The following is a 19,698-nucleotide window of genomic DNA, read 5'->3' on the forward strand; positions in this document are numbered from 1 at the left end:
GCGGCTGGAGTGCACTTCAGCAACTTGTTAAGTGTTGCTTTCAAGCCAATAAACCCCGTCATGTTGCCCAACTAAAATTTTATTGATTGATGGAATAAATATTTCAATATCACCACCAGGTTGATGCTCCTCTTCAATAGCCTCAGCGATAAACTCTTTAAGCTCTCTTCTATCCATTGAGGCTGATTTTCTAATTTCACCTTTATTATGTGGACGCACTCTATCAAAGCTAACAACATCACTACTCAAGGAGTCTATTAGTTCGAAAATATCATCTTTATTCAAGTATTCCATATGATTTGACACTTAACGCCGCAATCAGCGAGACTGCGCAGCAGTCCGCTGCATTGCCTTGTTATGAGTACCTCGCTTCATAAGCCTGTAAAAACTCATTGAGCGCTCTCGCTGGATATTGTTCGTTTCGATCTATTTTGTAAGTCTTCATTTTCATGAGTTCACGAAGCTTAATAGCCTCTCCGTAGATGCAGGCCATAAGCTGTTGCTGCTTCACGGTAAACTCGATTTCAGATATTACCCTATCTGATTCCTTCCATTCGCTCATCGATGCTGTTTCGGTGATGCTAATATCAAGGATGTGATGCTGTTCTTCGTCACGAGTTATTTCCCAGCGATAGGCACCTGGCTCATCGAGCCACATTATATATGTAGATTTAATACCCTTAAGTAGTTCTGTAAAAGCAGAGAACATTTCTTCGAGAGGATTGTTAAAGATGTGCGTCATTCCAATCTCTATATGTTCTTCTTTGGTCCAGATACGGAAATCGCTCCATCCATACTCACCTAAACTAAATGTAAGTTCAATTTCTTGTATCATTACTTTCCAGTGGAAAACTCATAACGCCCACAGCAAGGGCGGCTTACTTTATACACGTTTTACGCGAAACTGGGAGCGAAGCGACCGCGCAAAACGTGTATAAAGTAAGACGTCCCGCGTAGGCCCGAAGGGCCGGAGCTTCACTGCCTGTGATTGTTAAGTGCATTGAATCACCCCACTTTCCGTAAGCCACTTGAACTTCCTCAGATTGAACGAGGCGGCATAAGTGTGGGTGGACTTTGGCACTTCGGTGAGCTCTTTAAGATTTTCTAACTCTGTTTTTTCCCATGTGACATCACCCGAACGAAGGTAAATCCTTAGTGAGGCCACTTGCTTTAGACATTTATTGTATTTTTCAAATCCTATACCCGGAACTCTTCTACCGCCATCGCCAAAGCCATAAGCTTCAGCCAGAAAATCAAACTGCCCTAACTCCATCTCTTTTTGAGCATCCATTTCAGCAGAAGCAGATACTTCCATTAGAATCTGATCAAGATTTCTGCCGCCTTGCTGAATGTTGACAACACTGAATGCCAAAACTAGAAATACCGTCACGGCACCAAGTATTACTATTGATTTGCTCATATCTCTATAGGCACTTAACGCCCGCCGCACAGGTGAGCAACTTGTTGCGAGTCCACAGCGCGAAGCACGCATTTGTGCCGGCGCTTGTTATAAATAATTTCAATCATTCAGACCGGTACCCATATTATCTTCTAGCGCCTCTCCGACTTGGTGGAGTCCAACCACAGTAGTATTCTCGGCCGCCCAATGGAGATTGCCAATTATTTCCCGAATCGCCGTTCGGTCCATATTCAGACTTAACTGTGCATCGATAGACTGCAACTCCCTAGATAGCTGCATGCAAGTCGCTGCAACAACATCTAACCTCCTTTTCAGTTCTTCAGGTTCCATTTTTCTATTACTTATAACGCCTAAAGCACAGGCGCAGTTTTGCTGCGTCCAGTGCCTTTACTTGTTATGAGCCAGTCGCTGGTTGATTGCACGGTGTAACGCACACTCTTTAAAACCTTTTCGCCTTTACAGAGATAGTCGATAAAGACACCCATTGTGTGCTTGCTATCTGTAAAGTAACCAATTGCTTCTGGCTCTGATTTTGATGCAGGTAGCTCTGTTATATGAAGCAGCAACTCCTCACTATTTTTACCAAGTAGAAAGGTGCCACTTCTAGATGCTGGACAACCAGAAGGACTTTCTTTTGGGCCTTTAAGCTCAAACATTATTGCTGGGTCTTCTGGCTTCACGCTTATATGAAAACCTAGTTTCGCGGCTAGCTCTGGTGTCAGAGAAACCTCTTTAGGCCCTCCACTTGCAGCAGCCAAGGATGACATTAAAGCTAGAATTATAAGAATGTGCTTCATAGTTTAAAGCTCATAACGCCCCGCACAGGGGCAGACAAATAAGCACAGCGTTTTAGTTGTCCCAGCGACCAACGGGAGCGATTGCTGCGGCTTGTTATGTGTTTGGGTAGAATACAAGGCAGCTACCATCGTGAAGAGCACTTTCGTAAAAACCCCTAAACCCTCTATGAAGATCAGAATTTAAAGCCTCGACTTTTAGGCTGTTACCTTTTAGATCGCTGACACCCACAAAGCCGAAGTTAGCAATTTCGAGTGTGGCGGCCTCGAAATTAACTGCGTCTTCGGTTTGCCGAAGAAAAAGAAGACAGTCGTGACTATCTCCTTTCTCGGGAGGACTCCAGTTGTATTTCGATTCTCCCGAGTAAGTACCGTTAAAACCGTAGAGATATACTTTCTTCATCGTTTACACATAACAGTTTATTAAAGAGCCTGTGGCTCACTATCCATTTGGCCACTATTACCAGGATGGGACCTCCAAGCTCCGAAAAAAAGCCTTTATTTACAGCGGGTTATAAATTTTTGTTTAAATAGTAACCATAGATAGTGAGCCATTGGCTCATGTCGCCTTGTTCAACCTCCCGCCCTTGAACACATTTTACCTCCAATTAAATCAGTAAGTTAGAGGGGATCTTTCTGCGGATGTAAGCCATGGCTCTATAATTCGGGCCTTCGCACCAGCGATATGCCCTCTCCGCTACTGAAAACACTAGCTAGTAATACCCACTAGGTACGGCCATCGCCGTAATCGAACTTTGCACAGGTAGAAGGTTTACCACTTCAACTATATAGCTTGCCACTAAATCGGCCGCGTGATTGGCGACGCTCACCGACTGGCCTGCATCAGTCCGTACGTTGTTTTGATCATCGATTAAGGCAATCGAGTATTTTAAGTACTGCAGCTGCTTGGGCATTGCTAATGGTGAGCTCGGTGGCCTGCGTTATCGCTGTATGCACAATAGTGTCGGTGCTGTGGCCGTTGTCGATTACCTCATCCGTGGCAGAGCCGGGCAATGCGTCTCCTGCGATGGTTTCAATAGCACTTGGAGTCATGAATAAAAAACCACCGCCACAGCTGACATCCTTTGAACCGATTTCGATTTCACGATTTAAAGATAAAACGCATCTCAGATTTCGAAGGCGATAAGCAGAAATTCAGCGGATATAAAACTCACTACATGATATGGCGCTACAACCACACCGTAGATAAAGTTATTTCACTCAACAAGGCGATAATTAAGAGTAAAAGGGACACGCCAACGGGTAGCAGATAAAAAATCTTACTGGGAGCGGATAATTTCCAATGACACTTTTGGTGAATTCTTGAAGCCCTATCGAGCCTTCTTGCATAGTCCGAGAAATCTATCTCATCATTCTCCAGCTCTTTGCAGTAGTCAAATTCAAGATCATATTTGCCTGAAGAAGGTATCAAAACATAATGCATAACGTTCCAATCCCCCATTTCATTTTCCAGGTAGAACGCCTTTAAATCTTTTACAAGCCCGGCGAGTTTCAAAGGCGTGCCGGGAGAAAATGTGAAGCCTTTCCCCTTTCTAAACCTTCCGGTCCATGCAGAAATCAAAAAAGTATCTACAAATCTCCCAAACAGAACATGAACCTCCCCGAAAACATCAGGAGCCTCATTAAATAGTAACTGCCCTATTTCAGCATATATTTCTTTGTCTTTCATTCAGAAACCCATCGCAGAAAATTTGAACAGCGGCCTAGGCTTCCACATCAAACATTGGCGGCATTTTTCTCTCTACAGAAAACTCATCGTAACTAAGAATATTGACGCCTGAAAGAACCACTTCTGAGTACCAAAAGCACTGGATAAATATCCAATCCGGGAAGCGGGAAAAATCGATTGTGGTAAAAATTACCCCCTCGAATTACCCCTCAAAGGCCCAAAACGAAAAAACCCCGCACTAGGCGAGGTTTTAAGTCCTTGATAAACAAGGAAAAATCTGGGGTGGCCGACGGGGATCGAACCCGCGACCTCAGGAGCCACAATCACATCAAAAAACTTAATAAAATTATACAGTTATCGAATTTCTTGTGTAAATCGCTATCTATATTAACAGTAAGTTTTTCCCCTATAATTGATAGACCAGTCAGATTTTCGCACATGAAGAAACTGTATATTTGACCAGGCACCCACTGCGGCCGCCAGATCAATCCACAAAAGCGAGGGCAATTGATGAAAGTGCCCCATATCCGCGAACTGCTGAGTATGCTAGAAAGCTTTGCCTCTATCTAAATCGCAACTTTGAAAGTCGATTTAAAAGCTTGGTGGGATCCGCAGAAGCTGTGCGGAAAGCCTGCTCTCAGCTCGATAAACGCTGGGTACACGGCATAAGCGACTGCCGGCTCTACCTTCCTGCAACACCCTGCTAATTCAGCACCCTCGCTACCATCATTCCTCCCAGTTTGTACCTAAAGCCACAGTTTTCAAATCCTAGGCTGAATTCTTAATGCTTTTATTCCGCCTCAGTATCGAGTCAAGAAAAATAGCCGACAGTGAGAACACCTGTATTACCGCTAGCACTTCTTTATAATCTTTAGGTGTCCTAGATTTTCTTTTACGTTTCCCGGACCCTTTCTTACAATTACGGAAGAACAGCCCAAATTCCGAACAGCAAAAAACCAACCTGAATAAAAATAATAACCCAGTACGCTACAGGATCACCTTTCCTGCTTGGGCTAAACGCATCGCCGTAGTAAGACTCCACCTTTCCAAGCGAAAATTGCCTATAAATAGCGCATGCAAAAAGCACTAGGAAAAATGCAAAAAAAACTCTCAATGCATCCATAAGATCACTTCAATTCGAATTCATTTTTTCATTAATTAAAGCGGTAGCTGTTCCGCCTGCGGAATCTTGTAAAATTTGCTGAGCGCCAGGACTTGGAACATCGATTGCAGGGGCCGCTCCCGTTTGAAAGGTTTTCCCCGATAAACTGTTAACCGAGAAACCCTCTTTAGCAGGGAGCGTTACCGTAGTTGTCGCTTTCGCAAATGGCTGTACAACTTGCCCCCCTACCATACCGGCTGCATTTGCAACCCCAGCTAGTAAAGCTTTGCCACTATCAATCTCGCCCCCCGCCATATACTGGTTGGCAGCATCGCCAGCCGCACCAGCGGCTGTGGCAGTCCCAACGCTTGCACTAAAGTTTCCAACCCGTCCTCCAAAACTCAGAGCATTGGTAGCAATATAACCCGGCACTGCTGCGGTCAATCCGCCAACTACTGCGCCGGTTGCAACATTACCGGCTAACTCTCCCCAGGAAAAGTTATCAGAAGTAGCCGCATAGGCTATCCCACCAATTAAACCTCCGACCGCAGCACGAGTCGGAGCTGCAAAGCGGCGGAGGTCCAGCAAATACGCAGTATTTGCGATCGTGCCCGCACTTATTATGTGTGATTACGATTAGCCTTAACTTTATACATGACAACATGAGTTAAGCTACGTACGAATACTACGATAGCAAAGACCAAGATTGAAATACCTAACGCAGCACTATCACCTACTATACCTGAATCATAAGCCGGATTACTTTCGCGCTCCGCTTGCAAGAAAAACATAAGCCACAATAAAAACCATACGGCAGCTGAATAAATCAGTAGTTTTTTACCCCAAGGCAATACTAACGGGGAAAATACTATCACCGATAGAATGCCCAATACGAAAAGTGCCATAAAATCCTCTTACACATAACGTCGTGCCAACCGGCGAATTGTAGTTGCTTTTGATTTTTACCATTTAAGTACAAATTAAAAGCAACGGAAATGGAGCAACCATAGTCACTTGTTAGATGACGCTTTCTGGAGAAGAACTTCATTGACTTTACACTCAGTTGCTGGCTGTATTTTGTTACAAGTTATTTGATATTTTTGCATAGGACCACTATCAACAAGTGCGTATGACTCCCCTTTTGCTAAAAGAAACCATGTATCATCCTTTTTTGCACAAACAGACCATGGAAAGAAACTATGAGCCATAATCACAGAAGTGAAATTAAATTGCTGAAGCGGCGCTAGGTAAAATTCTCCTTGAGCATTTGTAGTTGTTTCGGCACTTTTACCCTCACAGTGATCCGAATCATTCCCTGATATGACATGAATTGGCAGATTATTTGCTGGTACTCCATTCTCCTTTACCTCTCCTGTCATTTCAGGGGTCAGATTACTGTAATGGGGCATTGTTACACATCCAGTCATGATTAATGCTAGAACTATGATTACATTCCGCACTTTAGTCACCTAACGCCCCGCGTAGGGGCAGACAAATAAGCACAGCGTTTTGGCTGTCCCAGCGACCAACGGGAGCGATTGCTGCGGCTTGTTAACTGCGATCATCCTCAGATGCAACCGCATTGAATATTTTGGCTAGCTCAGAACAGACGGACATAGGTACTCCCGTAGTTAGCAATGCTCCTTCTTGAAAACAGATATTGCCAACTTTCTCACCACCCTCGCAGTAGAATGCCACCCCTACACCAGAAAATATTACTTCTTCATGAGTAAATGGATTGACTCCCTTTCTATCCGGGGCTTGCTCAAGAAGTTCATGTTTAGAAATAACCTCGCTCCACAGATCAAGATCGATTCCTTCAGTATCTTTGACGATCTTGCCGAAGTCCATCAACTCTCCTTAGCAGTTAACGCTGCCCACAAAGGCGGGCGCTTTTCAGCGCGTCCTTTTGCTGGGCCTGGTTATGTGCTTGGCTTTCCATTGGAGCTACCTATTTTCAGTTTATAGTGTTGACGCTAAAGATCTTTGCATCGGTCTGGCGTTATCTATTTTGATTCCGGGTTTGATACTTTCTTCTTTTTTCCAAATATTCCTGCCCAGAATAGGCCCTCGAAAGTTACCCCGAGAATGACAAAGAATATGCCTCCTACGGGAACACCGAAGACATAGCAAGCTATTGCTGCAAAGAAGCAAGCGACAATGAGTACTACCCTAAATATCACGTTCATTGAATATTTCCCTCTCTAATTTTTTAGGAGCACATAACGCTCGCAATAACCGGCCGGAGCTGCACAGCAGCGGAGGTCTGAGTTAATTGCCTTGTTCTGTGCTACTTGCACATGGGTACTTAGTGTAAAAAGCTTTTCGGACTAAATCAGCAACACCTGCGACACCACTTTCACGATACCTAGTAACAGTTTCAGGATTATTGTTGATGTATTCGACAACCACACTAACCATCTCTTTATTTGAAATATCTTGCTCAGGAAGACAGGTCAGAGGATTGTCAGAGTTACCATCAAAAAAATCTACTCCTTCCACGATGCCTGAGATAAAGCCGAAACAAAATCCTACACCAATCAAATCTGCCTCATTTGGAACCCTAGACTTCAATAAATAAATCGAGCTGTAAGCCTTACATCCGTTGACTAAAGTATCGAAGTTACCAGCAGCAATTGAGCTATGAGACGTTAAAACAAGTACCAAAGCTAAAAATACATTCTTAAATCTCATATCAGAACTCTCAATCGCACAGAACGCCGTGCGCAGCGGCGGCTTACTTTGTGCATTTTTTGCGCGAAAATAGGAGCGTAGCGACTGGGCAAAAAATACACAAAGTAAGACGCCGGTCTGCCGCACCTTGTTAAGTGTTGATGTACTGCCTGTACTCTTCATGGACATCATTGTCTATTTCCACACCACTGTTACCGCCATACAGACGGTCATTTTTATCTTTACGGGGCCCGGATATCCAATAGTGGTCACCAGACTCGACCTCGAAGTAATTTGCTTTAAAGCCACTACCTTTAAGGCTTTGAAATTTCATTCCTCGATAGTAAAGCGTTTTTCCTGACTTTGATAAGTAAACACGACCAATACGAGCCTCACCTTCTAGGCCGCCCGACTTATCTTCGATATACATTATTTTAGAGCGAGACAGCTTGAATTCTGAGGGAAGTTTCTCTCCCTCAAATTCTCGCTCTTCTTGCTTTCCTTGATGTCTACTCATGGATTTTACACTTAACGCCCACAGCAGGGGCGGCCGAAGCGTAGCGTAGACCGTCCCGCGGAGGCCCCGTCAGGGGCCGGCGCAAACTGCCTGTGATTGTTAGAAGTTGGGTACACTACCACCCCTCCAAATATGTACCCAGCTCTTGGCCGCGTTCTTTATCTCCTTTTGAAAGAAAAGAATCTTTGAACGCCGAATCTCGCATTCTACGGCGATGAAATAGTATGCATGCACCAAAGAACAATAACCAAGCTAATACTTGAAATCCGAGCAGGAAGACTGATTTTTCAAATAGTGACATTTCACTCACAGCAAAGAGCGAGAGCACACCAATCACCACAACCGGCCACGCGATGCTTAAAAACGCAGCTTTTGCCGCTAATAGAATCACTTTTTTCGAATACATTTTTAGCTCTACGTGTTTAAGACTTCTAACGCCGCCAGCAGGGGCAGCTTACCTTGTGCGAATTTTGCGCAAAAATGGGAGCGTAGCGACCTGCGTAAAAGGTAAGCTGTCCCGCGGAGGGCCGCTGGCCCGGAGCTTCATTGCCTGGCTTTGTTAGGAGCCTGCTCAATCTTGGCAAAATGCCTCGCTAACAACACCGTTTTCGATGGTGCTGATACAACCAAAGGAATCATGCTCACTCGACTGACACAACCCCAGAATCGCAGTTCCGATTTCATGGGTGTTGGGTGTGAAACATAGCCCTTGGCATTGAGAATTATCCGTGCAGCTTTTACCACCATCGATGTAATAAGCGACACAAGAAGGTATACCAAAAATTCCTATACCTTCAACTTTTCCACCAGAGGATACGCAAGCTTCGCTATCTATTTTCGCCCTGGCCTCGCTCCTCATTTTTTCTATAGAGCGCTCCATGCGCCAATCATTCCAAGCACTACATGCACTCAATTGAAAAATGATAATTAAATAAAGTGCTATTCGGATGATCAAGCTCCTAACGCCTCGGTAATGGGCAACTGGAACAGAGCGAAGCGGCGTGTAAGCTGTCCCAGTGAGCGGAGCGAACGAAATTAACCGCCTCGTTAGGTTTTTGGTAGTTCATTTATGGCTACTTCCAGCTCTTCGTCGTATAGCTCTGTGCCATCTACATAACCACGTCTAAGACGGTTTTCTGCCTCCGGAAGCACAATAGCTAGTGCAAATTTTTGGCGGATGAATGTTGCAAGAACATGATTCGAAACTTGAGAAACTGGCTTCGACCAATTATCTCTACATCGCTGGATTAACCCAGAGTTTAACTCTGGCTCTACCCACGGCCCTTCTATATCAGCAACACTTTTAACATTCATCATCTAAACCTAACGCCATGCTCTGGGGCAAACCGGAGCGCAGCGTAGGTTTGTCCCTAGCAGCATTTTGTTATGCATTACTTCACCATACGAAAATCTGGATGTTTTAACCATTGTTCAAACAGCTCAGGGCTAATTATTGACTCATGCTCATATTCAACAACCCCAGGATGTTCCAATATTTCTGGATCAGATGTGTATCTGCTAAGTACATGACAGAATGCAATACTACCATTTACAATCTCGGCAAGACCAAGCGTCACCTCTCCGAGAGATTGATGGTCTCTATCTCCATTACACATCGCATATAGACCAATTATATCTTTAGGAAGCCAACCCAATAAATTGCTTACCCCGGCATATTCCTCGATCTCTTCGGGATAATCTGGGCCAAACTCATACCCAAACGAACTGCCATAAACCCAAAAATCGTTTCCTCGAATTTCACTAGAAACAGATTGAATGAAAGCCAAGATCTCTCTCTTGGCGTCATCGCCCAACTTTTCTTTTAATAGTATTCCTACAGTTGGTCCGGCCATAGTCCTTTTTTCATAACGCCCGCCGCACAGGCGATCAACTTGTTGCGAGTCCAGCGCATACAGTGCGCGATTATGCCGGCGCTCGTTAAGCTCGGCGCTAGCCAAGAACACCGGAACTGTATGCCCAATAGTAGATTGGCCCGCATACAATCCAGCCAACGAGAACAAACTTGAAAAAGCTATCCTTTTCTTGGACTCCAATACTTGCAAGCCCAGAGAGTTCCTGCTTAGGGAAAGGTCGAAATACCCTATAGACTTTCACTAGAACCCAGCCCACTAAAATTGGAATGACGGTAAGTAATATTATCGTAGTAATAGCTAATAATGCTTCAGGTGATGACTTTCTCATGCTTTTCTATTTCTTTGCTTAACGACTACAGCAGGGGCGGCTGGAGCGTAGAGTAGGCCGTCCCGCGAAGGGCCAAAGGCCCATAGCAACCTGCTTGTATTTGTTATACGTAGTTACGACCACACTACCCACCCGATTATGAAACCCAAAACTAGGCACGTAAAACCTACTTTTACTACCGTGTTCCTCTCTGCGTTACTTTCCATGATAGAGCCTTGTATATAGAGCTCTAGAGCTGCTTTAGATGCAGAAAGCTTTGGCCTTGAACTAAAACATGCTAATAGAGCCGCTTGAACATTTGGAACCCAGCATGACGGATGATCATCTAAACGTTCGTAATCGAGAGCCTGCTGAACTTCCCTCGCCTCACCAGTGTCGTGCAGCTCGGGACTCTCAGCTATCTCTTTAGCTTTTCGATAATACTCGCTTACTTCCATAACTCGATATGCGTATAACAGTTTATTAATGGGCCAGTGGCTCACTATCCATTTGGCCACTTTTTCTGGGAGGGAGCTTCCAAGCTCCACAGAAAAGCCTTTATTTACAGCAGGTTATAAACTATTGTCTAAATAACAACCAGAGATAGTGAGCCATTGGCTCAAGTCGTCTGGTTCAACTTCCCGCTCTTGAACACATTTTACCCATAATTAAATCAATAAGTTAGGGGGGACTTTTTGTAGATGTCAGCCATGGCTCTATAATTCGAGCTTTCGCACCGGCGGCACGCCCTCTCCACTACTGAAAACCACAGCCAGTATCACCCACTCGGTATCGCCATAGCCGCAATAGAACTATGCACAGCTAAGCGGTTGGCCACCTCAACAATACAATTCGCTACTAAATCAGCAGCGTGATCAGCAACGTTTACCGGCTGGCCTGCATCGGTCTGCAGAGTTTTGGTGGTGACATAAACACTGGACATTAGATCGCCGGCACCATCAGTTTGTACTGTGTTTTGGTTGTCGATTACGGCAATCGTACATTTAAGTACTGCAGCAGCCTGAGCATCGCTATTAGTGGGCTCTGTGGTCTGGGTTACCGTTGCGCGTACAATAGTTCCGGCACTGTGGCCGTCATCGATGGTATAGGCGAACTGCCAGGCTTCCAGGTTCGGTACGGTTATTGGGGAAAAGCTGGGCATTGAGGGTTCCTTTGCTTAATCAGATTTATGTACGCCGTTGTGGGTGATGATGCGGTGTAATGGATTTTCGCCGGCAGCGTAGCTCTTACCACCTGCAGATATTTTGTACACGGTGTGCAAGCCGGCACATTCGACCCGCTCGACAGCTTCCCAGGTGAGCGGCTGTTCTTTATGCAGTACACCCAGCTCAACCCCCTGGCAGTGCTGCGCCTCATAGACACGGCTTACACGGTCGGTTACTGGGGTTTCACGGCTGCAAATTACCTGGGCACCGCTTGTTGTGGTGAGCAATACGCAGGGTATTTCTGGCTCTGCACCTACCCCGCCAATAATGGGGCTTAGATGGGTTTCCTCGTCGCCGGTATCCCAGCAGTCGATCAGGTCTCCGCTTTCGCAGTTTTCCGCAAGTAAACCTTCGCGCAGCCAAGTGCCTGCAGCAACGCACCAGGGATCTCTAGGGAACGTAGTACCGCCGCCATTGCTCGGAGTTGTAATGGTGCCAACACCTCGGCGCCAGGTATTAGCAGCCAGTTGGGAAATGTTCGTGGTTGCGTAATAGGTAACCGCACCGCCCTGAGTGCCGGGATCATCGCAATAGACGTAGTACCTAGTGTTGAAAGACAGCCCAGTAATGCTGCCACTGTTGTAATTAACAATGCCGAAACCAAACTGCACCGAGTGCGCGGCAATTGTGATTTTTGCGGTACTGCCATCATCTGAGCCGGACAGCGCGGAACTGGTAGGCAGGCTGGCAATACCAGATTGAATCATCGGCAGATTGCGCTGGTCCTGCACTTCCACCACATCGATTTTTATATAATCGATTAAGGCATCCCCCGTTTTACCCGGATAATTACAATAAAAAATCGGAGTGATAAAACGGACGTTCGCATGCATTTTGGCCGGGTTGCCAATATGGTTTGCCCCTCTAGCGCCATTGTACTCAGCGTTACCACTAGCATTGCCTTTGACATAGGCCACCAGCGTCTGCCAACTCTGCCCCACTATGTTTAAGCTGGAAGCAAGAATGTAATGCTGACCACTAAAAGTTTCAGCACCGCTAGCATTGCAGAGCTTGCCAGTACCATCATAACCAGCCAAACCCGCAAACATGGCGCGATCCGCATCACCTGCGGTATTCACATAAACCCGCGTCTCTATCCGGTACAGCTTACTGGGATCAAAGGGTATTTTTTCTGCGTGGTACATCGATACATGATTAGTCAGGCGAGCCGCGCCACCACCAACTTTTAGGTAACCGCTGGTATAGAAATTCTGGTATCCGCCGGAAAAGTTGGTCCAGTACTGGGAATAATTACTATCAGAAAAATCCTCCAAAAAGGTATTCCGCATGGAACGGATCTGCGCGCGCTCCTGTACGGTAGCGCCGACTGTGGCGCCGTCCTCAGGTTTATTGGTCCCATAAATTTCTTCCCAGTCTGCGCGGGATCCAGCAATCTGATCAATCTTAATCAGCACTTTTTGTCGTGTGCTGTAGACCGCCTGCCATTTGGCTTTCCAGGTGCTGCGATCGATGCTGGTGACTGTTGAGGTATTGCCCAGACCTGCGCCGTTGAGATAACTGGTGAGTGCTGTTATCGCACCGCTGTAGTTGGTTTTCTCAGTGGTGATCCCGTAGCTATTGGCCTGCCCTTCGATATCGCCCTGCTCTGCCAGGATCTGGTTGTATTCACGTACCGCGGTTAATTTCTCGGTGGGGTGCAGTTTGCCATCTGCGGCTATGTTGCTGAGGTCCAGCAGAGCAGCCGCGGCATCGGCCTGTGCATCTTGAGCGGCATTTGCAGCGGCTTGTGCCTTGGCATCCGCTGCAGAAACACCAAGCAATGCTTCAGGGTCACCACTACCGCCGAGGGTAACCACGACACCGCCGTAACTACCGCCATCTGCGGCGTTGGACCAGATAGAGATTTCATTGGCACCGGCCTGCAGGGTGACCGGGAAGGAATACCATTGGGTCCCCTCATTCGGCCCACTCATAATTCCAACTTGCGCACCATTCAAACCAACGCGCGGACCACCCTCGGCATCGTATGCCAATACATGGATAAAGCCTCGGCCAGCAGTGGCATTAAACGAATACTTAGTACCCCCGGCATAGTTGGTATTGGTGGGCCAGAGCAGCCCGGCGGGGCGGCCATCCCACTGAAACTGCAGCGTGGCCCCGACCATCCCCGCCTCGCGCGCTTGTTGGGCGATAGCGTTAAGTAAAACCTGGCGTGCGCTATACACCGCTTCCCAGTTGGCATTCCAAATAGTGCGGCTTATCGAAGTGCTGGCTGCAGTATCGTTCCAGGTTGGAGACAGCCCACCCAGGTAACTAGTGAGGGCTGCCAGGTTGCCGGAGTAGTTTCCTTTTTCTATTACGAGTCCGGCACCATCAGCCTGCGCTTCGATACCCACCTGTTCTGCCAACAGTTGTGCGTACTCGCGAATCACAATGAGCTTTTCGTTCTGATGTAAAACACCATCTGCGGCGATGTTATCCAGGTCTGTCAGTGCGGCATCAGCATCCGCCTGAGCGGCTTCGGCCTTGTCGATTGCCTCCTGTACTTCTGGATCCAGCGCCGGGTCTTCGTAATCGGTATAGGGTATGCGTGACTTGGGCACAAACATCAGGCGCGCGGCATTGGTGCCCAAACAGGTGTTCCCGTGCCCGGCATTACCGGGGCTATCCGGGCTTTCCCCATAACATGCGATTATTTTGCTGTTACTGAGTATTGGCATGGGGTTCTGTGTACCGTCTATCAACAGCACTATGCCGCCAGGCGCACCACCGCCGCCACTCCCTCCAGGCACCTGAATTACATTGCTATCGCCAGTAGTACCGGGGCTGCCATCTTCGCCAGAGTTTTCTATTTTGCCGCTGACACCAATGGCGATACCCCGCGCGATTACAACAATACCAGCACCACCCTTGCCACCTAAGCCACCGCGCCCGCTGGGTTCATAACTGCCATCAAAGGCATAGAAAGACGAGTGACCACCGCGAGCGCCACCAGAACCGGCTAGATCATCGGGAATCCCTTGTAGATCTCCGCCGTTATTCTCGATATTGAGGGGCGGCATGACTTCATTGCGGCCTTTGACAGTTTTCCCCCAAGCCCCTCGGGCTGTTCCTCGGTTGACAATCTCTTGAGCATTTTTTAACTGGCCAGCACCGCCATAGCAGGAGCCCAGAAAACCAGCTGAGGAATTGCTGGGTACACCGCGCAGACTGCCGTCTATCTGCAGAACTCCACGCACACGCAGTTCAATATTGCCACTCACAGAAAGGGTACGGCCTGCAGGTATCGTAAGATCACCGGGGTAATAATAAATTGCGCGGCTATCGCCATTGCCAGCCAAAGTACCGTCAGCAGTTAAAAAGCCGCTGGCATCGATACTCAAGCCACTGGCCGTCATGGCCGCACCTTCAGCGCTGTACCAGGCATCCGGTAATTCTGCGCTAGTACTATCGGCCTGATCGGCAATCATGCCCGCGGGCTGGTAGCTGCCGAATAGATCTACGGATACTGCACCGCTCACCTGATCGATACTGATGCGCTGTACTTCCATAGCGCGGTCTAGGCTGTACTCATCGAGGCCCAGCGCTGGCAGCAGGCGAATATAGTCCACGTCATAGCTATAATCTGCGCTGTGGTCGTGACCAATATCGAAACGAATTAAAGAAACTTGGTTGCCGGCCCAGTCGCTATTATTCGAGAGGCTCAGAACTAATTCCTGCCACTCTCCTTTGGCCCCATTTAGGCGATCGATCAGGTCCAGCATTTCCGCAGTGCCAGCCGAAAAATAACTGCTGCTTTCGGTATGTTTAAAAAACAACTTGCTACCGCTGCCCGCTGCTATGGGTTCTTCGCTGGTACGGCGCACACGCAATTTAATAAAAGGCAGATCCGCCCCTAAAAAAGTGGGCGCAAAACTGCGAGTGATCCAGGGGTTTTCACCTTTTACTGTTACCGAAAAGACGCCATTGCTCACGCTGGAACTGGTGATGCCATCGCGGGGGATCCAGCCTTCGCTGTCACTACCAAAATTAAAATCATAGGGCCTGTCTCCGCGGATAGAGTGATCGCGCAATTGCGGCAGACTCACCCGTACAATATCCCCCACTTCCAGGTCGTTATTGCTGGGCAGTAATCCCAGGCGCAGACTGAGGGGTGGGCCGGCGAAACGATCGCGCAGGGCATCGAAAGTGTTTTTAATCGTGGTATAGGTGTGACGGGAATTGTGCAGACCGCGAAACTTTAAACTGTGCTGTTTTGCTTCGCCATGCACGGCAACAGAATCCGCATCGATCAAATTATTAGAGCGCAAGAATTTGCCGTCGAATCCGGGCTGCTCAAACCAACTCCACTGCACTGAGAAGATATTGCGCACCCCGGCCAGGTTGTATTTGAGTTCACCCAGGCTCTTTACGTCATCGGGGCCAATGGTGGCCACAGTGCCGGATTCAGCCAGTACCCCAGCCATGCGACGAAAGCCCAGCTGGCCAGCTGCATTAACCGGCATAAAAGCACCGAGCAATAAATTGATCTCGGTCTCGATAAACTTCTTGCCATCGGTTTTCTCCAGGCCATCAAAGCGCAGGATCTTGCCTTTGCTGTTGTCACTGGGCTTGTACCAGTCGGCGCCGATGTTTTGGAATTCATCCAGCACCACAAAGGCAGGATCTATGCCCAAGTGCCAATTACTCGGCAATACGTTATTGGTGCCCAATACAATGCCGGTCAACAGTGCATAGGCCAGCTGCGGGCCTGGGCCTTCTAAGTAGATAAATTCCTCAACTTCTACGCCGCTTTCGTCGTCGCTGTCTTCGGGTAACTCATGGTCGCGAGCAAAGGTGCCGAACAAACCCCTGGCGCAGTTGGTAAAGCTGCTACCGGTTTTGCCACTTGCGCGCACAATTTCAAAGCCATCCTGATATTTAATTTTCAGGTAATACACGTTCTGGCCAGAGGCATCGCCATAGGCGATAGTGTGCGGATTCGCTTCAAAGCTGCTGGTATCGAATACCTGCAGGGTGGTATCCGCTTTGGCAAAATTGGCGGCCAGGCGCGTGCTGTTGGGCACAAAAATATCGCGGCGCATCTCTCGCTGGATATCCCGGCAGCGCACCCGGTAAACGCCCTCAGCGTAGGAAATAGACTCCTCGGCAATCTGGGTTTGCTCCAGGCGAAAATCCGCCCAGTCGAGCCCGGCAAAACCCTGATACAGCCGCACCGTACGGCCTTTGATGCCGTTGCCCTGCTCCAGCTCATCGCGCAGCACATAGGACAGCTGGCCACCGATATCTACCACCTCAAACGAGATAGCGCCGATCTGCGCTAGGCCCTGCTCAGGAATGAGTTTCTGGCTGGTTGCACTGCACTTTTTTAAGGTGCCCAGAATCGCATTTAAAGGCAGGCCGGGAATATCGTTGTGGCTGGTAATGTAAAGCGGCAGGTCGTAGCCGATTTCTATTACCAAACGCAGCTCACGCTGAGCCCCCCGGTTGTACAGGTCAAAAGTTTCTGAGTTGTTGCGCATGATTAAGCTATGACTTGGACGGTAGTGAAAGAGAAAATAAAGCGGCCATCTTTCTGGCGCTGCTCTTTGAAGGATTTATATTTGAGTTGCACTTGTTGCGGAAAATCGGCAGCAGCAGCCGTGCCATAGGCATCGAAGGTGAAAAACTCACCGAAAGCACAGCTTCTTTTAAACTCTCGCCAACGGGCCAAATCTGTATAGGTCAGTATTAGCGGTACCGTCTGACAAAGGTACTCTTCCTCAAGGCGGTAAACTGTGTATTCCGTTTTGCCACTGAGCGCTTTGTGCTCTTTACCTTCGGGGCGGTCACTGCAGTCATAGCGTTTTAGCTTGGCTTCAATCTGAAAATCACTGCCGTCACCGACAATAGAACGTGTTGGAGTGTATTGAATTAACATGGCCCTACCCCCTTAGTTCCTGACCCTGGCGGCTATTCTTATCAAATAGCACCAAATCCCCTTCCTCAATTTGAGTTTTAATATCCTCGATAAACTGATCAGCGCGATCACCAACCGGACCATGGAATTCAAAAATATACTGGCTTGCCGGCTGTTTGGTTTCACCTTCTACAAAACCATCATTACCAGAACTGGCAAAACTCTCTGATGGTGTGGCTGCTACTGCACCCCCGGTACTCATACTGGGTGCGCTGGCATCACCGGAAACCCCGCCGGGTGCTTTCAGCGATGACAACATGCCGGCAATCTGCACCCCTTGAGTGATAGCCCCGGCGATCATTGGAATATTTTGCGGATAACCGATCTCTGATGCCTTGGCAATATTCTTTACCAGCGAAACCCCTGTAGAGAAAACAGCCACAGCCATCTCTGCCTTTGCCGCTTTTTGATTGTAAGCAGCCGCGGCAGACAAGATCTGCCCGGCACCGGCAGTAAACATTTTCAGCTTGCTTTTGTTAGAAGCCTGTTCGAGCTTTTCGCGCTGCTTTCGATGTTTGTTTTCTAAAAGGGTTAGCCTGCGTTCATATTCATCATGGGCAAATAGCTTGCTGGCATAACCCTGATCCAGCAGGGCCATTTCTTCATCTTGCTGTACCTGTAGTTGTTCCATCTCGGTAAGCCAGGAAAGCTGTAATGTTTCCAGGCGGGCCACCATGCGCTGACGTTCTGCATCTGTAAGGCCATCGGCACCGGCTTGGTTACCATCGCCCTCACCACTCTCCGAGCGCGCCTGCTCTTCGGCCAGAGCCATTTGATAGCGTGCTTTCTCGCGCTCGGCATACTCAGCCCGCAACGCCTCGGTGGATTCGAAACCTCGCTTTCTAAGTTCCTGTTCAGAGATTTGTAACGCGGCTATCTGCTGTAGTCGCTGCTCATGGTCGAGTTGAATCTTGCCACTCTGGTCGGCGAGAAATTGATCCAGCTGACTCAACTGCAGAGAGCCCGCATCTTGCTGGCGCTTCAACTCTTCCGCCGCGCGGTCCCGCTCTGCCTGCTCCCTGGCCGCCGCTGCCGCTTCTGCCGCTTTTTTCTGCTCCTCCCGCCGCGCCATTGCCGCTGTTAGATCGGCATCTTTCATTTCCTGCAGCTGTGCTCGGTATTTTTCTACCCAGTAACTTTGCTGCTCAATCTGTACCGTTACACCTTGAGCGGTCGCTTTCTCCAGTAGCTTCTGATGCGCGACATACTTATCTTGCAGCTCGAAATATTTATCTGCGCTCTTTTCGGCTTCCGTTGGCATCAACACAGTGCGCCACCAGCTCACCGCATCGGCGACAAAACCCACACTCTTGGAGGCCTCCTCGGTCCTGCCCATTGCCTCCAGAAACTCTTGCCAGTTCTGGCTTAGAGTATCGACCTGGCCAGCAAGCCCACCCGCCTCACCGGAGCCAGCCCCGCCTACCTGTTGTGCCAGCTTGGCCAGGATGAAGCGCTGCGCTTCGGCGACTTGGCCACTCTCCTGCATGGTCCTGATCTGTTCTTTTTCTGTCTCGGTAAACGAGACACCAGAACGTTTCAGTGCTGTCAGGCCGCTTGCTGGATCTTCCAGCGCCTTACCAAGTTGTAACGCTGCACTTTTGGCATCGCCACCCATTACCGCCGCCAGATCTTGCGACAGCACTATGGCCTGATCGAACACGTCGGTTTGCACTGACTTGAAGGTGAGCAGTACGCCCTGTGCATCGCGCATTCCTGAAACACTGGCCAGGGTATTGCGAGCCACCGAGCGCGCCTGCTCATCCAACTCTTGCGCAGTACGACCGCTGGCATTACCTGTGGCTCTCAACAGTGCCTCAATCTTGAGCTGGCCCCGTTCCATTTCTTCTGCGGCGCGAATGCTTTTGTACATCACCGCAGTGGCACCCGCGATAGCAACACCTAGCCCAGCCCATGCCAAACCGCCTCCAGTCACAAGGCCGTTAACCGCACTGAGACGCCCGGCCACACCACCCAGGGGACCGTCAATCGCAGCAACACCTTGGGCGGCACCGCGCATTGAGCGACCGAACATATCACCAGCGGCGCTGGTGGACTTTATCTCGCGGGTGAGCTGTTTATTGCGTGCGGCAGCCTGGGCCATCTCCCGCTTATATTGAGTGGAGCGCAGCTCCAGGTTTGCCACCATGGTGGCCATGGAAGTTTGTTTTGCCATTG

General features: G+C 48.5%; 23 protein-coding genes. All 23 read right to left on the bottom strand.

Translation table 11 applies throughout. The annotated features are described in order from the left end of the window. Positions 1-27: 27 nt before the first annotated feature. The 23 genes from ACJJI7_RS20300 to ACJJI7_RS20410 all read right to left on the bottom strand — a co-directional run bounded on the left by ACJJI7_RS20300 (position 28) and on the right by ACJJI7_RS20410 (position 19,696). The gene (locus ACJJI7_RS20300) at positions 28-294 is read right to left on the bottom strand and encodes a hypothetical protein (protein WP_020411194.1); all 267 of its coding nucleotides are present in this window, start codon (positions 292-294) and stop codon (positions 28-30) included. Positions 295-355: 61 nt separating this feature from the next. Beyond that, a complete protein-coding gene (locus ACJJI7_RS20305) occupies positions 356-835 on the bottom strand; it encodes a hypothetical protein (RefSeq protein ID WP_444901363.1) in 480 nt (159 codons plus the stop codon). A 156-nt stretch (positions 836-991) separates the two neighbouring features. Further along, positions 992-1,420, bottom strand: a complete 429-nt coding sequence (locus ACJJI7_RS20310; RefSeq protein ID WP_282953153.1) for a hypothetical protein — start codon at positions 1,418-1,420, stop codon at positions 992-994. A 99-nt stretch (positions 1,421-1,519) separates the two neighbouring features. After that, positions 1,520-1,750, bottom strand: coding sequence for a hypothetical protein (locus ACJJI7_RS20315; protein WP_020411191.1), 231 nt, complete (start codon positions 1,748-1,750; stop codon positions 1,520-1,522). 20 nt (positions 1,751-1,770) lie between these two features. Continuing rightward, complete coding sequence (locus ACJJI7_RS20320) at positions 1,771-2,217, bottom strand: hypothetical protein (RefSeq protein ID WP_282953152.1); 447 nt, start codon at positions 2,215-2,217, stop codon at positions 1,771-1,773. Between the two features lie 94 nt (positions 2,218-2,311). Then, positions 2,312-2,617 (bottom strand): hypothetical protein, encoded by a 306-nt coding sequence (locus tag ACJJI7_RS20325; RefSeq protein WP_020411189.1) that lies wholly within the window; start codon positions 2,615-2,617, stop codon positions 2,312-2,314. 461 nt (positions 2,618-3,078) lie between these two features. Continuing rightward, on the bottom strand, positions 3,079-3,267 hold the full coding sequence (locus ACJJI7_RS20330) for a hypothetical protein (protein WP_444901362.1): 189 nt from the start codon (positions 3,265-3,267) through the stop codon (positions 3,079-3,081). A gap of 136 nt (positions 3,268-3,403) precedes the next feature. Further along, positions 3,404-3,904 carry a hypothetical protein gene (locus tag ACJJI7_RS20335; protein ID WP_353376749.1) on the bottom strand — a complete coding sequence of 167 codons (501 nt, stop codon included), beginning with the start codon at positions 3,902-3,904 and terminating at the stop codon, positions 3,404-3,406. A 1,132-nt stretch (positions 3,905-5,036) separates the two neighbouring features. Further along, complete coding sequence (locus ACJJI7_RS20340; RefSeq protein WP_444901361.1) at positions 5,037-5,594, bottom strand: hypothetical protein; 558 nt, start codon at positions 5,592-5,594, stop codon at positions 5,037-5,039. A gap of 32 nt (positions 5,595-5,626) precedes the next feature. After that, positions 5,627-5,911, bottom strand: coding sequence for a hypothetical protein (locus ACJJI7_RS20345; RefSeq protein ID WP_444901360.1), 285 nt, complete (start codon positions 5,909-5,911; stop codon positions 5,627-5,629). 105 nt (positions 5,912-6,016) lie between these two features. Continuing rightward, positions 6,017-6,466 (bottom strand): hypothetical protein, encoded by a 450-nt coding sequence (locus tag ACJJI7_RS20350; RefSeq protein WP_444901359.1) that lies wholly within the window; start codon positions 6,464-6,466, stop codon positions 6,017-6,019. Positions 6,467-6,557: 91 nt separating this feature from the next. Then, a complete protein-coding gene (locus ACJJI7_RS20355) occupies positions 6,558-6,857 on the bottom strand; it encodes a hypothetical protein (RefSeq protein WP_444901358.1) in 300 nt (99 codons plus the stop codon). 155 nt (positions 6,858-7,012) lie between these two features. Beyond that, positions 7,013-7,195: a hypothetical protein gene (locus ACJJI7_RS20360; protein WP_444901357.1), complete on the bottom strand. Its 183-nt coding sequence runs from the start codon at positions 7,193-7,195 to the stop codon at positions 7,013-7,015. Positions 7,196-7,277: 82 nt separating this feature from the next. Then, entirely contained in the window at positions 7,278-7,871 is a 594-nt protein-coding gene (locus tag ACJJI7_RS20365) for a Rap1a/Tai family immunity protein (protein ID WP_444901356.1), read from the bottom strand. After that, positions 7,831-8,196 carry a hypothetical protein gene (locus ACJJI7_RS20370; RefSeq protein ID WP_282953173.1) on the bottom strand — a complete coding sequence of 122 codons (366 nt, stop codon included), beginning with the start codon at positions 8,194-8,196 and terminating at the stop codon, positions 7,831-7,833. Before ACJJI7_RS20370 ends, ACJJI7_RS20365 begins: the two co-directional genes overlap by 41 nt. A gap of 115 nt (positions 8,197-8,311) precedes the next feature. Beyond that, on the bottom strand, positions 8,312-8,602 hold the full coding sequence (locus tag ACJJI7_RS20375; RefSeq protein WP_444901355.1) for a hypothetical protein: 291 nt from the start codon (positions 8,600-8,602) through the stop codon (positions 8,312-8,314). A 165-nt stretch (positions 8,603-8,767) separates the two neighbouring features. Beyond that, positions 8,768-9,151: a hypothetical protein gene (locus ACJJI7_RS20380; protein WP_444901354.1), complete on the bottom strand. Its 384-nt coding sequence runs from the start codon at positions 9,149-9,151 to the stop codon at positions 8,768-8,770. A gap of 92 nt (positions 9,152-9,243) precedes the next feature. Next, on the bottom strand, positions 9,244-9,513 hold the full coding sequence (locus tag ACJJI7_RS20385) for a hypothetical protein (protein ID WP_444901353.1): 270 nt from the start codon (positions 9,511-9,513) through the stop codon (positions 9,244-9,246). 74 nt (positions 9,514-9,587) lie between these two features. Next, a complete protein-coding gene (locus ACJJI7_RS20390) occupies positions 9,588-10,259 on the bottom strand; it encodes a DUF6368 family protein (protein WP_444901352.1) in 672 nt (223 codons plus the stop codon). 896 nt (positions 10,260-11,155) lie between these two features. Continuing rightward, positions 11,156-11,539: a hypothetical protein gene (locus ACJJI7_RS20395; RefSeq protein ID WP_353377257.1), complete on the bottom strand. Its 384-nt coding sequence runs from the start codon at positions 11,537-11,539 to the stop codon at positions 11,156-11,158. A 15-nt stretch (positions 11,540-11,554) separates the two neighbouring features. Next, positions 11,555-17,086 carry a hypothetical protein gene (locus ACJJI7_RS20400; protein WP_444901351.1) on the bottom strand — a complete coding sequence of 1,844 codons (5,532 nt, stop codon included), beginning with the start codon at positions 17,084-17,086 and terminating at the stop codon, positions 11,555-11,557. A gap of 2 nt (positions 17,087-17,088) precedes the next feature. Further along, positions 17,089-17,484 (bottom strand): hypothetical protein, encoded by a 396-nt coding sequence (locus tag ACJJI7_RS20405; RefSeq protein ID WP_444901350.1) that lies wholly within the window; start codon positions 17,482-17,484, stop codon positions 17,089-17,091. A 4-nt stretch (positions 17,485-17,488) separates the two neighbouring features. Next, a complete protein-coding gene (locus ACJJI7_RS20410; protein WP_444901349.1) occupies positions 17,489-19,696 on the bottom strand; it encodes a phage tail length tape measure family protein in 2,208 nt (735 codons plus the stop codon). Between the last annotated feature and the right edge of the window lie 2 nt (positions 19,697-19,698).

This window comes from Microbulbifer variabilis, assembly GCF_056232115.1.

What these genes read in the sequence shown, in the direction of transcription:
- ACJJI7_RS20365 (WP_444901356.1), bottom strand. Translation starts at nt 7,871, where the DNA reads ATGATGTCCATGAAGAGTACAGGCAGTACATCAACACTTAACAAGGTG.
- ACJJI7_RS20330 (WP_444901362.1), bottom strand. Translation starts at nt 3,267, where the DNA reads ATGACTCCAAGTGCTATTGAAACCATCGCAGGAGACGCATTGCCCGGC.
- ACJJI7_RS20410 (WP_444901349.1), bottom strand. Translation starts at nt 19,696, where the DNA reads ATGGCAAAACAAACTTCCATGGCCACCATGGTGGCAAACCTGGAGCTG.
- ACJJI7_RS20315 (WP_020411191.1), bottom strand. Translation starts at nt 1,750, where the DNA reads ATGGAACCTGAAGAACTGAAAAGGAGGTTAGATGTTGTTGCAGCGACT.
- ACJJI7_RS20370 (WP_282953173.1), bottom strand. Translation starts at nt 8,196, where the DNA reads ATGAGTAGACATCAAGGAAAGCAAGAAGAGCGAGAATTTGAGGGAGAG.
- ACJJI7_RS20345 (WP_444901360.1), bottom strand. Translation starts at nt 5,911, where the DNA reads ATGGCACTTTTCGTATTGGGCATTCTATCGGTGATAGTATTTTCCCCG.
- ACJJI7_RS20375 (WP_444901355.1), bottom strand. Translation starts at nt 8,602, where the DNA reads ATGTATTCGAAAAAAGTGATTCTATTAGCGGCAAAAGCTGCGTTTTTA.
- ACJJI7_RS20405 (WP_444901350.1), bottom strand. Translation starts at nt 17,484, where the DNA reads ATGTTAATTCAATACACTCCAACACGTTCTATTGTCGGTGACGGCAGT.
- ACJJI7_RS20325 (WP_020411189.1), bottom strand. Translation starts at nt 2,617, where the DNA reads ATGAAGAAAGTATATCTCTACGGTTTTAACGGTACTTACTCGGGAGAA.
- ACJJI7_RS20300 (WP_020411194.1), bottom strand. Translation starts at nt 294, where the DNA reads ATGGAATACTTGAATAAAGATGATATTTTCGAACTAATAGACTCCTTG.
- ACJJI7_RS20320 (WP_282953152.1), bottom strand. Translation starts at nt 2,217, where the DNA reads ATGAAGCACATTCTTATAATTCTAGCTTTAATGTCATCCTTGGCTGCT.
- ACJJI7_RS20310 (WP_282953153.1), bottom strand. Translation starts at nt 1,420, where the DNA reads ATGAGCAAATCAATAGTAATACTTGGTGCCGTGACGGTATTTCTAGTT.
- ACJJI7_RS20360 (WP_444901357.1), bottom strand. Translation starts at nt 7,195, where the DNA reads ATGAACGTGATATTTAGGGTAGTACTCATTGTCGCTTGCTTCTTTGCA.
- ACJJI7_RS20305 (WP_444901363.1), bottom strand. Translation starts at nt 835, where the DNA reads ATGATACAAGAAATTGAACTTACATTTAGTTTAGGTGAGTATGGATGG.
- ACJJI7_RS20395 (WP_353377257.1), bottom strand. Translation starts at nt 11,539, where the DNA reads ATGCCCAGCTTTTCCCCAATAACCGTACCGAACCTGGAAGCCTGGCAG.
- ACJJI7_RS20335 (WP_353376749.1), bottom strand. Translation starts at nt 3,904, where the DNA reads ATGAAAGACAAAGAAATATATGCTGAAATAGGGCAGTTACTATTTAAT.
- ACJJI7_RS20385 (WP_444901353.1), bottom strand. Translation starts at nt 9,513, where the DNA reads ATGATGAATGTTAAAAGTGTTGCTGATATAGAAGGGCCGTGGGTAGAG.
- ACJJI7_RS20355 (WP_444901358.1), bottom strand. Translation starts at nt 6,857, where the DNA reads ATGGACTTCGGCAAGATCGTCAAAGATACTGAAGGAATCGATCTTGAT.
- ACJJI7_RS20400 (WP_444901351.1), bottom strand. Translation starts at nt 17,086, where the DNA reads ATGCGCAACAACTCAGAAACTTTTGACCTGTACAACCGGGGGGCTCAG.